2 protein-coding genes are annotated in these 14,644 nt (G+C 50.4%); both read left to right on the forward strand.

Going from position 1 to position 14,644, the window contains the following annotated elements; genetic code table 11:
• Positions 1-11 precede the first annotated feature (11 nt).
• Positions 12-10,763, forward strand: a complete 10,752-nt coding sequence (srfAB, locus tag BFW96_RS21955) for a surfactin non-ribosomal peptide synthetase SrfAB (protein ID WP_069839832.1) — start codon at positions 12-14, stop codon at positions 10,761-10,763.
• Between the two features lie 36 nt (positions 10,764-10,799).
• Positions 10,800-14,627: a surfactin non-ribosomal peptide synthetase SrfAC gene (srfAC, locus tag BFW96_RS14745; protein WP_069839833.1), complete on the forward strand. Its 3,828-nt coding sequence runs from the start codon at positions 10,800-10,802 to the stop codon at positions 14,625-14,627.
• Positions 14,628-14,644 lie beyond the last annotated feature (17 nt).

Here is a 14,644-nt window from a genome sequence, read left to right on the forward strand (position 1 = left end):
AGAGGTGGCATATGAGCAAAAAATCGATTCAAAAGGTGTACGCACTGACACCAATGCAGGAGGGAATGCTGTATCATGCGATGCTTGATCCGCATTCTTCCTCATACTTCACACAATTAGAGCTTGGGATTCACGGCGCTTTTGATCTTGAAATCTTTGAGAAAAGCGTCAATGAACTGATTCGGTCATACGATATTCTCCGTACGGTATTTGTGCATCAGCAGCTGCAAAAACCGCGTCAGGTCGTATTAGCGGAACGCAAAACAAAGGTGCATTATGAGGATATCAGTCATGCAGACGCGAGCCGCCAGAAAGAGCACATTGAGCGTTACAAACAAGACGTTCAGCGACAAGGCTTTAACCTGGCAAAAGACATTTTGTTCAAGGTGGCAGTTTTCCGCCTTGATGAAGATCAGCTGTACCTCGTCTGGAGCAATCATCATATTATGATGGACGGCTGGAGCATGGGCGTCCTCATGAAAAGCCTGTTCCAAAACTATGAAGCGCTCAGAGCTGGCAGGACACCGGCAAACGGTCAGGGCAAGCCTTATTCCGATTACATCAAGTGGCTTGGAAAACAGGACAATGAAGAAGCCGAGATCTACTGGAGCGAGCGCTTGGCGGGTTTTGAACAGCCAAGTGTGCTCCCGGGCCGCCTGCCTGTGAAAAAAGACGAATACGTCAATAAAGAATATTCATTTACATGGGACGAAACACTGGTTGCCCGTATTCAGCAAGCCGCAAACCGCCATCAAGTGACAGGGCCTAACCTATTTCAGGCCGTTTGGGGCATTGTTCTCAGCAAATACAACTTTACGGATGATGTGGTCTTCGGAACGGTCGTCTCGGGAAGGCCGTCTGAAATCAACGGAATTGAAACGATGGCGGGGCTGTTTATCAACACCATTCCAGTGCGGGTAAACGTTGAACGAGATGCTGCTTTCGCTGATATTTTCACAGCTGTTCAGCGGCATGCAGTAGAGGCGGAGCGTTACGATTACGTGCCGCTCTATGAGATTCAAAAACGCTCAGCCCTTGATGGCAATCTCTTAAACCATCTGGTCGCGTTTGAAAATTATCCGCTTGATCAGGAGCTTGAAAATGGCAGCATGGAAGACCGTCTCGGGTTCTCGATCAAGGTAGAAAGCGCATTTGAACAAACGAGCTTCGATTTCAACCTGATTGTGTATCCGGGCAAAACGTGGACCGTCAAAATCAAATATAACGGCGCCGCCTTTGATTCCGCTTTTATCGAACGGACAGCGGAGCACCTTACCCGCATGATGGAAGCAGCTGTCGATCAGCCGGCCGCGTTTGTGCGTGAGTGCGGGCTTGTGGGAGCCGAAGAGCAGCAGCAAATTGTCGAGGTGTTTAACAGCACGAAAGCCGAACTCCCGGAAGGAATGGCTGTTCATCAAGTGTTTGAAGAACAAGCGAAACGGACGCCGGCGAGTACTGCCGTTGTATATGAAGGAACCGAGCTGACATATCGCGAGCTGAATGCCGCGGCCAATCGTCTGGCGAGAAAGCTGATTGAGCAAGGCCTTCAAAAAGGGGAAACAGTCGCGATTATGAACGACCGCTCAATAGAAACCGTTGTCGGCATGCTGGCTGTGTTAAAAGCAGGCGCCGCATATGTTCCGCTTGATCCAGCGCTTCCTGGGGACCGTCTTCGGTTCATGGCAGAGGACAGCTCCGTTCGAATGGTCTTGAACGGAATTTCTTATACAGAGCAGGCACATCAGCTGCAGGTGCCGGTCCTTACACTGGACATAGGCTTGGATGAGAGCGAAGCGGCTGACAATCTCAACCTGCCATCCGCCCCGTCCGACTTGGCATACATCATGTACACATCCGGTTCAACGGGCAAACCAAAAGGCGTCATGATCGAACATAAAAGCATTCTGCGCCTCGTCAAAAATGCCGGGTACGTTCCTGTTACTGAAGAGGACCGTATGGCGCAAACAGGAGCGGTCAGCTTTGATGCCGGAACGTTTGAAGTGTTCGGCGCACTGCTAAATGGCGCAGCGCTTTATCCGGTCAAAAAAGAGACGCTGCTTGATGCGAAACAATTTGCTGCATTCCTGCGCGAGCAAAGAATCTCGACGATGTGGCTGACATCACCTTTATTCAACCAGCTTGCCGCAAAGGATGCGGGTATGTTCAGCACACTGCGTCATTTAATCATCGGGGGAGACGCACTCGTTCCGCATATTGTCAGCAAAGTCAAACAGGCATCGCCGTCGCTTTCATTGTGGAACGGATACGGCCCGACAGAAAACACGACGTTTTCAACAAGTTTTCTGATCGACCGCGAGTATGGCGGCTCTATCCCAATCGGGAAGCCGATCGGAAATTCCACTGCCTACATCATGGATGAGCAGGCACGCCTGCAGCCGATCGGCGCACCCGGCGAGCTTTGCGTCGGCGGAATCGGTGTGGCGCGTGGCTATGTCAATCTCCCTGAGCTGACGGAGAAGCAATTTCTCGAAGACCCGTTCAGACCGGGTGAAAGGATTTATCGCACTGGCGACTTGGCAAGATGGCTGCCGGACGGCAATATCGAATTTTTAGGCAGAATCGACAACCAAGTGAAGGTGCGCGGCTTCCGAATTGAGCTTGGCGAAATTGAAACAAAACTGAACATGGCTGAGCATGTGACAGAGGCTGCGGTGATCATCCGCAAAAACAAAGCGGATGAAAATGAAATTTGCGCGTACTTTACGGCGGACTGTGAAGTGACTGTGAGCGAGCTGAGAAAAACGCTATCTCAGTCTTTGCCTGATTATATGGTCCCTGCCCACCTGATTCAAATGGACAGTCTGCCGCTCACGCCAAACGGGAAAATCAACAAAAAAGAACTGCCCGCGCCGCAATCAGAAGCCGTGCAGCCGGAATACGCAGCACCAGAAACAGAGAGTGAAAAGAAATTAGCGGAGATCTGGGAAGGAATACTCGGTGTCAAAGCAGGCGTTACCGATAACTTCTTTATGATCGGCGGCCATTCTTTGAAAGCGATGATGATGACGGCAAAAATCCAAGAGCATTTCCATAAGGAAGTACCGATTAAAGTGCTTTTTGAAAAGCCGACCATTCAAGAATTGGCGCTGTATTTGGACGAGAACGAAAGCAAGGAGGAGCAGACGTTTGAACCGATCAGGCAAGCACCTTATCAGCAGCATTATCCTGTATCCCCGGCCCAGCGGAGAATGTATATCCTCAATCAGCTTGGACAAGCAAACACAAGCTACAACGTCCCCGCTGTACTTTTGCTGGAGGGAGAAGTAGATAAAGACCGACTTGAAAACGCGATGCAGCAATTAATCAACCGGCACGAAATCCTCCGTACATCGTTTGACATGATCGACGGAGAGGTTGTACAAACCGTTCATAAAAACATATCGTTCCAGCTGGAGGCTGCCAAGGGACGGGAAGAGGACGCGGAGGAAATGATCAGAGCGTTCGTTCAGCCGTTTGAATTACATCGTGCGCCGCTCGTCCGTTCGAAGCTTGTCCAGCTGGAAGAAAATCGCCACCTGCTGCTCATTGATATGCATCATATTATCACTGACGGCAGTTCAACAGGCATTCTGATCGGTGATCTTGCCAAAATGTATCAAGGCGCGGATCTGGAGCTGCCGCAAATTCACTATAAAGATTACGCAGTTTGGCACAAAGAACACGCTGATTATCAAAAGGATGAGGCATACTGGCTCGATGTCTTTAAAGGCGAGCTGCCAATACTGGATCTTCCCGCGGATTTCGAGCGGCCTGCTGAGCGGAGCTTTGCGGGAGAGCGCGTGATGTTCGGGCTTGATCAACAGATGACTGCTCAAATCAAGTCACTCTTGGCAGAAACGGATACGACAATGTACATGTTTTTGCTGGCGGCATTCAATGTACTCCTTTCTAAGTACGCGTCGCAGGATGATATCATTGTCGGCTCGCCGACAGCTGGCAGAACACATCCTGATCTGCAAGGTGTGCCGGGGATGTTTGTCAACACGGTAGCACTCAGAACGGCACCAGCGGGGGATAAAACCTTCGCGCAATTCCTTGAGGAGGTCAAAACAGCCAGCCTTCAAGCCTTCGAGCACCAGAGCTATCCGCTTGAGGAGCTGATTGAAAAGCTTCCCCTTACAAGGGATACAAGCAGAAGTCCGCTGTTCAGCGTGATGTTCAACATGCAGAATATGGAGATTCCTTCTTTAAGATTAGGAGATTTGAAGATTTCCTCGTATTCCATGCTTCATCATGTGGCGAAATTTGACCTCTCCTTGGAAGCGGTCGAGCGTGAAGACGATATCGGCCTAAGCTTTGACTATGCGACTGCTCTGTTTAAGGACGAGACGATCCGCCGCTTGAGCAGCCACTTTGTCAATATCATCAAAGCGGCCGCGGCTAATCCGAACGTTCGGCTGTCTGAAGTAGATATGCTTTCATCTGCAGAAACGGCTGCTTTGCTGGAAGAAAGACATATGACTCAAATAACAGAAGCCACCTTTGCAGCTCTTTTTGAAAAACAGGCCCAGCAAACACCTGACCATCCTGCCGTGAAGGCTGGCGGAAATCTGCTGACCTATCGCGAGCTTGATGAACAGGCGAACCAGCTGGCGCACCATCTTCGTGCCCAAGGGGCAGGAAGTGAAGATATCGTTGCGATTGTTATGGACCGGTCAGCTGAGGTGATGGTATCCATTCTCGGTGTCATGAAGGCGGGGGCAGCTTTCCTTCCCATTGATCCTGATACACCCGAAGAACGAATCCGTTATTCATTAGAGGACAGCGGAGCAAAAATTGCGATCGTCAATGAAAGAAACATGACGGCTATTGGGCAATATGAAGGGGCAATCGTCAACCTTGATGAAGGTAAATGGAGAAATGAAAGCAAGGAGCGCCCAGCATCCATTTCAGGGTCTCGCAATCTTGCATATGTCATTTATACGTCCGGTACGACCGGAAAGCCGAAGGGCGTGCAGATCGAGCATCGCAATCTGACAAACTATGTCTCTTGGTTTAGTGAAGAGGCGAGCCTGACGGAAAAGGATAAGACTGTATTGCTATCCTCTTACGCATTTGACCTAGGCTATACGAGCGTGTTCCCCGTGCTTCTGGGCGGGGGCGAGCTCCATATCGTACAGAAGGAAACCTATACGGCGCCGGATGAAATAGCGCACTATATCAAGGAGCATGGGATCACATATATCAAACTGACCCCGTCTCTGTTCCATACAATGGTGAACACATCCAGTTTTGCAAAAGAGACGAAGTTTGAATCCCTGCGCTTGATCGTCTTGGGAGGAGAAAAAATCATCCCGTCTGATGTTCTTGCCTTTCGCAGGATGTATGGACATACCGAATTTATCAATCACTACGGCCCGACAGAAGCAACGATCGGCGCCATAGCCGGACGGATTGATCTGTCTGAGCCGGATGCATTTGCGAAACGCCCGACAATCGGAAAACCGATTGCGAATGCCGGCGCGCTTGTCTTAAATGAAGCATTGAAGCTTGTGCCGCCGGGAGCGAGCGGACAGCTTTATATTACGGGACAGGGGCTTGCGAGAGGATATCTCAACAGGCCTCAGCTGACAGCCGAGAGATTTGTGGAGAATCCATATTCGCCGGGCAGCCTCATGTACAAAACCGGAGATGTCGTACGGAGACTTTCTGACGGTACGTTTGAATTTATCGGCCGGGCTGATGATCAGGTGAAAATTCGCGGCTACCGCATTGAGCCGAAAGAAATTGAAACGGTCATGCTCAGCCTCAGCGGAATTCAAGAAGCGGTTGTGCTAGCGGTTTCCGAGGGCGGCCTTCAAGAGCTTTGCGCGTATTATACGTCAGATCAGGCCATCGAAAAAGCAGAGCTCCGGAACCAGCTTTCACAAACACTGCCGTCTCATATGATTCCTGCTTTCTTTGTGCAGGTTGACGCAATTCCGCTGACGGCAAACGGGAAAACCGACAGAAACGCTTTGCCGAAGCCGAATGCGGCACAATCTTCTGGCAAGGCCTTGGCGGCACCGGAAACAGCGCTTGAAGAAAGCTTATGCCGCATATGGCGGAAAACGCTTGGCATAGAAGCCATCGGCATTGACGACAATTTTTTCGATTTAGGCGGCCATTCATTAAAAGGAATGATGCTGATTGCCAACATTCAGGCAGAATTGGAGAAAAGCGTACCGCTTAAAGCACTGTTCGAGCAGCCGACTATTCGCCAGCTGGCGGCTTATATGGAGGTATCTGCTGTTTCAGGCGGCCACCAAGTCCTCAAGCCGGCTGACAAGCAGGCTATGTATCCATTGTCATCCGCGCAGAAACGGATGTATGTGCTCAATCAGCTTGACCGCCAGACGATAAGCTACAACATGCCATCTGTTCTTTTAATGGAAGGAGAGCTTGATGTGTCGCGCCTGCGCGACTCGCTCAATCAGCTTGTGAACCGGCACGAATCATTGCGGACGTCATTTATGGAAGCTAATGGTGAGCCTGTTCAGCGCATTATTGAGGAGGCGGAGGTTGATCTTCATCTGTTTGAAGCGGAAGAAGACGAAGCGGACCAAAAGATTAAGGAATTTATCCAGCCATTTGACTTAACCGACGCACCGCTCATTCGCGCCGCTTTGCTTCGAATAGAAGCGAAGAAACATTTGTTGCTTTTAGATATGCATCACATCATCGCAGACGGCGTCTCAAGAGGCATCTTTGTAAAAGAATTGGCGCTGCTTTACAAAGGAGAGCAGCTTCCGGAGCCGTCGCTTCATTATAAAGATTTCGCCGTTTGGCAACATGAAGCTGAGCAAAAAGAACGGATGAAGGAGCATGAGGCGTACTGGCTGTCGGTTCTTTCAGGCGAGCTGCCAGAGCTTGATCTCCCGCTCGATTACGCCCGTCCGCCTGTGCAAAGCTTTAAAGGAGATACGCTTCGTTTCCGTACGGGAAGTGAGACGGCAAAGGCGGTCGAAAAGCTGCTCGCGGAAACCGGAGCGACCTTGCACATGGTGCTTCACGCGGTTTTCCACGTCTTTTTAAGCAAAATTTCCGGACAGCGGGATATCGTCATCGGCTCCGTTACTGCGGGCCGGACGAATGCCGATGTCCAAGACATGCCGGGAATGTTCGTCAATACCCTTGCTTTAAGAATGGAAGCGAAAGAACAGCAGACATTTGCGGAGCTTCTGGAGCAAGCGAAGCAGACGAACCTGTCAGCGCTGGAGCATCAGGAGTATCCATTTGAAGATCTGGTTAATCAGCTTGATCTCCCTCGGGATATGAGCCGAAATCCAGTATTTAATGTGATGGTGACGACAGAAAACCCCGATAAAGAACAGCTTACATTGCCAAATCTGGGCATTTCACCTTATGAGGCTCATCAGGGAACCTCTAAGTTTGATCTGACATTGGGCGGGTTTACTGATGAAAACGGCATTGGCTTGCAGCTCGAATATGCGACAGATCTGTTCACAAAAGAAACGGCTGAAAAATGGAGCGAATACGTTCTGAGGTTACTAAAGGCTGTTGCGGAAAACCCGAACCAGCCGCTTTCCAGCCTATCACTCGTCACTGAAACAGAAAAACAAGCGCTTCTTGAGGCATGGAAGGGCAAAACGCTGCCTGTGCCGACAGACAAAACGGTTCATCAGCTATTCGAAGAGACTGTTCAGCGCCACAAAGACCGCCCTGCTGTCACATACAACGGCCGATCTTGGACGTACGGCGAGCTGAATGCGAAGGCAAACCGTCTCGCGCGGATTCTGATCGACTGCGGCATCAGCCCGGATGACCGCGTCGGCGTTCTTACGAAGCCGTCGCTTGAAATGTCGGCCGCTGTGCTCGGCGTCTTAAAGGCGGGAGCGGCATTTGTGCCGATTGATCCTGACTACCCGGATCAGCGGATTGAGTATATTTTACAGGACAGCGGCGCGAAGCTTCTCTTGAAGCAAGAGGGCATTTCAGTGCCGGACAGCTATACGGGGGATGTCATCCTTCTCGACGGAAGCCGCACGATTCTAAGCCTGCCGCTTGATGAAAACGACGAGGAAAATCCAGAAACCGCTGTAACCTCGGAGAACTTGGCGTACATGATTTACACATCTGGAACGACCGGACAGCCGAAGGGTGTCATGGTCGAGCACCATGCGCTTGTGAACCTGTGCTTCTGGCATCACGATGCGTTCAGCATGACAGCGGAGGACCGCAGTGCGAAGTACGCGGGCTTCGGATTTGACGCCTCCATTTGGGAGATGTTCCCGACCTGGACGATTGGCGCTGAGCTTCACGTCATTGATGAAGCGATCCGCCTCGATATTGTCCGCCTGAACGATTATTTCGAAACGAACGGCGTAACGATTACGTTCCTGCCGACACAGCTGGCGGAACAGTTCATGGAGCTTGAGAACACATCACTTCGCGTCCTCTTGACTGGAGGAGACAAGCTGAAGCGTGCCGTGAAAAAGCCGTACAAGCTCGTCAACAACTACGGGCCGACAGAAAACACGGTCGTTGCCACAAGCACGGAAATCCATCCGGAGGAAGGCTCGCTTTCCATCGGACAGGCGATCGCCAATACGAGAGTGTACATTCTTGGCGAGGGCAATCAGGTACAGCCGGAAGGCGTAGCCGGAGAGCTTTGCGTGGCGGGACGCGGACTGGCGCGAGGCTATCTGAATCGAGAAGACGAAACCGCGAAGCGGTTTGTCGCTGATCCGTTTGTGCCGGGTGAACGCATGTACCGCACCGGCGATTTGGTGAAGTGGGTGAACGGCGGCATCGAATACATCGGCCGGATCGACCAGCAGGTCAAGGTCCGCGGCTACCGAATCGAGCTTTCAGAAATTGAAGTCCAGCTCGCGCAGCTTTCTGAGGTGCAGGATGCGGCAGTGACAGCCGTGAAGGATAAAGGCGGCAATACAGCGATCGCGGCGTATGTCACACCGGAATCAGCTGACATAGAAGCACTGAAATCAGCACTGAAGGAAACCCTGCCTGATTACATGATCCCGGCGTTCTGGGTGACGCTGAGCGAGCTTCCGGTTACGGCAAACGGCAAAGTGGACCGCAAAGCCTTGCCTGAGCCGGACATCGAAGCGGGAAGCGGAGAATACAAAGCGCCGACGACCGACATGGAAGAGCTGCTTGCCGGCATCTGGCAGGACGTGCTTGGAATGGCTGAAGTCGGTGTCACCGATAATTTCTTCTCGCTTGGCGGAGATTCCATCAAAGGAATTCAGATGGCGAGCCGCTTGAACCAGCACGGCTGGAAGCTGGAAATGAAAGATCTCTTCCAGCACCCGACGATCGAGGAGCTGACCCAATACGTAGAGCGTGCCGAAGGCAAACAGGCAGACCAAGGCCCGGTGGAGGGCGAAGTCATCCTGACGCCGATCCAGCGCTGGTTCTTTGAAAAGAACTTCACGAACCAACACCACTGGAACCAATCGGTGATGCTTCACGCCAAGAAGGGCTTTGATCCTGAACGGGTGGAGAAAACATTGCAGGCGCTGATCGAGCATCATGACGCGCTCCGTATGGTTTACCGTGAGGAAAACGGGGACATCATTCAGGCGTATCAACCGATCGGTGAGAGCAAGGTCAGCTTCGAAATCGTGGATCTATACGGCTCTGATGAAGAGATGCTGAAAAACCAGATTAAGATTCTGGCGAACAGGCTGCAAAGCAGTATCGACCTGCAAAACGGGCCCCTTCTAAAGGCGGAGCAATACCGCACGGAAGCTGGGGATCACCTGCTCATCGCTGTACACCATCTCGTGGTCGACGGTGTGTCATGGCGGATTTTGCTTGAAGATTTTGCTTCAGGCTACATGCAGGCTGAGAAAGAAGAGAGCCTTGTCTTCCCGCAAAAAACAAACTCCTTCAAGGACTGGGCGGAAGAACTGGCAGCATTCAGCCAATCAGCGCATCTTTTACAGCAGGCTGAATACTGGTCGCAAATTGCCGCTGAGCAGGTTTCTCCTTTACCGAAGGATTGTAAAACAGAGCAGCGGATCGTCAAGGATACATCATCCGTCCTATGTGAATTAACGGAAGAAGACACGAAGCATCTTTTAACAGATGTTCATCAGCCATATGGAACTGAAATCAACGATATTCTACTCAGCGCGCTTGGTTTGACAATGAAAGAATGGACAGCCAGTGCCAAAATCGGCATTAACCTTGAGGGACACGGCCGGGAGGACATCATCCCGAATGTGAATATCTCCAGAACGGTCGGCTGGTTTACGGCACAATACCCAGTTGTGATCGACATGTCTGAAGCAGATGTCTCAGCTGTGATCAAAACAGTCAAAGAAAACCTGCGCCGCATTCCGGATAAAGGTGTTGGCTACGGCATTCTTCGTTATTTCACAGAAACATCGGAAACAAAGGGCTTCACACCGGAGATCAGCTTCAACTATTTGGGCCAATTCGACAGTGAAGTCAAAACCGATTTCTTTGAACCGTCCGCTTTCGATATGGGGCGCCAAGTAAGCGGAGAATCAGAGGCGCTGTACGCATTAAGCTTCAGCGGCATGATCAGAAACGGCCGGTTTGTGCTTTCCTGCTCCTACAATGAGAAGGAGTTTGAAAGAGCTACGATTGAAGAGCGAATGGAACGGTTTAAAGAAAATCTTCTGATGCTGATCCGCCATTGCACGGAAAAAGAAGAGAAGGAATTCACGCCAAGCGACTTCAGCGCCGAAAACCTTGAGATGGATGAGATGGGAGATATCTTTGACATGCTTGAGGAGAATTTAAAATAAAACGCAAGGGAATTACAGAAGGCGGGAGCGAAACATATGAGTCAATTTAGCAAGGATCAGGTTCAAGATATGTATTACCTATCGCCGATGCAGGAAGGGATGCTGTTTCATACCATCCTGAATCCCGGCCAAAGCTTTTACCTTGAACAGATCACGATGAAAGTAAAAGGCAGCTTGAATATCAAATGCCTAGAAGAAAGCATGAATGTGATCATGGACCGGTACGATGTATTTCGTACCGTGTTCATTCACGAAAAAGTAAAAAGGCCTGTCCAAGTCGTATTGAAAAAACGGCAGTTTCATATAGAAGAAATCGATCTGACACATGCAACAGACAGCGAGCAAGCAGCCAAAATCAATGAATACAAGGAACAGGATAAGATCAGAGGCTTTGATTTGACGCGGGATATTCCAATGCGGGCAGCTGTTTTCAAAAAAGCTGAAGAAAGCTTTGAATGGGTGTGGAGCTACCACCACATTATTTTGGACGGATGGTGCTTTGGCATCGTCGTCCAGGATCTATTTAAAGTATACAATGCTCTGCGCGAACAAAAGCCGTACAGCCTGCCGCCAGTCAAACCGTATAAAGACTATATCAAGTGGCTTGAAAAGCAGGATAAACACGCATCACTGCATTACTGGCGCGAGTACTTAAAGGATGTTGAGGGACAAACGACGTTTGCGGAGCAAAGAAAGAAACAAAAGGACGGCTATGAGCCGAAAGAGCTGCTCTTTTCATTGCCGAAGGCGGAAACAAAGGCCTTTGCCGAGCTTGCAAAATCGCAGCATACCACTTTAAGCACGGCGCTGCAGGCAGTCTGGAGCGTATTGATCAGCCGCTATCAGCAGTCTGGCGATTTAACGTTTGGTACAGTCGTTTCCGGGCGTCCCGCGGAAATTAAAGGCGTTGAACATATGGTTGGACTGTTTATCAACGTTGTCCCGAGACGTGTGAAGCTGTCTAAGGATATCACATTTACCGGCTTGCTCAAGCAGCTGCAGGAGCAATCGCTGCAGTCCGAGCCGCATCAATATGTGCCGCTTTATGACATCCAAAGCCAGGCCGATCAGCCGAAACTGATTGACCACATCATTGTTTTTGAGAACTATCCGCTTCAGGATGCGAAAAATGAAGAAAGCAGTGAAAACGGCTTTGATATGGTGGATGTTCATGTTTTTGAGAAGTCGAATTATGATCTCAACCTAATGGCTTCTCCAGGTGAAGAAATGCTGATTAAGCTTGCTTATAATGAGAATGTGTTTGATGAGGCGTTTATCCTTCGCTTGAAATCTCAGCTTCTCACAGCAATTCAGCAGCTCATCCAGAATCCGGATCAGCCTGTCAGCACGATCAACCTCGTTGACGACAGGGAGAGAGAATTTTTGCTTACCGGCTTAAACCCGCCGGCTCAGACTCATGAGACAAAGCCTCTGACCGATTGGTTTAAGGAAGCGGTGAATGTCAATCCGAATGGACCGGCGCTTACGTATTCCGGCCAGACTCTGTCTTATCGCGAATTAGATCAGGAAGCGAACCGCCTTGCGCACCGTTTGCAAAAACACGGTGCGGGCAAAGGCTCCGTTGTAGCGCTGTACACGAAACGCTCACTTGAACTGGTGATCGGCATTCTCGGTGTATTAAAGGCGGGAGCGGCTTATCTGCCGGTTGACCCGAAGCTGCCAGAGGACCGAGTCTCGTATATGCTGACTGACAGTGCGGCAGCTTGTCTGCTGACACATCAGGAGATGAAAGAACAAGCGGCTCAGCTGCCGTATACAGGCACAACGCTCGTCATCGATGATCAAACACGGTTTGAGGAAAAGGAAAGCGATCCTGCCACCGTAATTGATCCCGATGATCCGGCATATATTATGTACACGTCCGGCACAACCGGAAAGCCAAAGGGCAATATCACCACTCATGCCAATATTCAAGGATTGGTCAAGCATGTAGACTACATGGCATTTTCTGATCAGGATACGTTCTTGTCTGTTTCGAATTACGCCTTTGACGCATTTACCTTTGATTTCTATGCTTCTATGCTGAATGCGGCACGGCTCATTATCGCAGATGAACATACGCTGCTTGATACAGAACGGCTCACAGATCTGATCCTGCAAGAGAATGTCAATGTCATGTTTGCGACAACCGCACTATTTAATCTTCTCACGGATGCGGGAGAGGATTGGATGAAGGGGCTTCGCTGCGTGTTATTCGGCGGAGAGCGCGCGTCTGTGCCTCACGTCAGAAAAGCGCTGCGGGTCATGGGGCCGGGCAAGCTGATTAACTGCTACGGGCCGACTGAGGGAACAGTGTTTGCGACAGCTCACGTCGTGCATGATATACCGGATTCCATCTCCTCATTGCCGATCGGAAAGCCGATCAGCAATGCCAGTGTTTATATTCTGAACGAGCAAAGCCAGCTCCAGCCATTCGGGGCGATCGGTGAACTGTGCATCAGCGGAATGGGCGTGTCAAAAGGGTATGTAAATCGTGCTGACCTCACGAAGGAAAAGTTTATTAAGAACCCGTTCAAGCCGGGAGAAACGCTTTACCGCACAGGGGATTTAGCGCGCTGGCTGCCGGATGGAACGATTGAATACGCCGGCCGTATTGACGACCAGGTCAAAATACGCGGACACCGGATTGAGCTTGAAGAAATCGAAAAGCAGCTGCAGGAATACCCAGGTGTGAAAGATGCGGTCGTTGTGGCGGACTGCCATGAGTCTGGCGATGCATCAATCAATGCCTACCTCGTGAACCGAACGCAGCTTTCAGCTGAAGACGTGAAGGCGCACCTGAAAAAACAGCTTCCTGCTTACATGGTGCCGCAAACCTTTACCTTCTTGGATGAGCTTCCTTTAACGACGAACGGGAAAGTCAATAAACGGCTGCTCCCAAAACCTGATCAGGATCAGCTGGCGGAAGAATGGATTGGACCGCGGAACGAGATGGAAGAAACAATCGCACAAATATGGTCTGAGGTTCTCGGCAGAAAGCAAATTGGCATTCATGACGATTTCTTTGCGCTCGGAGGGCATTCCTTGAAGGCCATGACCGCCGCGTCCCGCATCAAGAAAGAGCTCGGGATTGATCTTCCAGTGAAGCTTTTGTTTGAAGCGCCGACGATCGCCGGTATTTCAGCGTATTTGAAAAACGGGGGCTCTGATGGCTTGCAGGATGTAACGATAATGAATCAGGATCAGGAGCAGATCATTTTCGCATTCCCGCCGGTCTTGGGCTATGGCCTTATGTACCAAAACCTGGCCAACCGCTTGCCGTCATACAAGCTGTGCGCCTTTGACTTCATTGAGGAAGAAAATCGCCTTGACCGCTATGCGGATTTGATCCAGAAGCTTCAGCCGGAAGGGCCTTTGACTTTGTTTGGATATTCAGCAGGATGCAGCCTGGCGTTTGAAGCTGCCAAAAAGCTTGAGGAACAAGGCCGTATTGTGCAGCGGATCATCATGGTGGATTCCTATAAAAAACAAGGTGTCAGTGATCTGGACGGACGCACGGTTGAAAGTGATGTCGAAGCGTTGATGAATGTCAACCGGGACAATGAAGCGCTCAACAGCGAAGCCGTCAAACAAGGACTTAAGCAAAAAACACATGCCTTTTACTCATACTACGTCAGCCTGATCAGCACAGGCCAAGTGAAAGCAGATATTGATCTGCTGACTTCAGGCACTGATTTTGACATGCCGGAATGGCTTGCATCATGGGAAGAGGCAACAACAGGTGCTTATCGTGTGAAAAGAGGCTTCGGAACACACGCAGAAATGCTGCAGGGCGAAACGCTAGATAGGAATGCCGTAATTTTGCTCGAATTTCTTAATACACAAACCGTAACGGTTTCTTAAATGAAGTGATGAAAGGA

Source organism: Bacillus sp. F56, assembly GCF_001748205.1.
Lineage (GTDB): Bacteria > Bacillota > Bacilli > Bacillales > Bacillaceae > Bacillus > Bacillus stercoris.

Bases quoted from the DNA above. Each gene is read 5' to 3' on its own strand.
- srfAB (WP_069839832.1), top strand. From the start codon at position 12: ATGAGCAAAAAATCGATTCAAAAGGTGTACGCACTGACACCAATGCAG.
- srfAC (WP_069839833.1), top strand. From the start codon at position 10,800: ATGAGTCAATTTAGCAAGGATCAGGTTCAAGATATGTATTACCTATCG.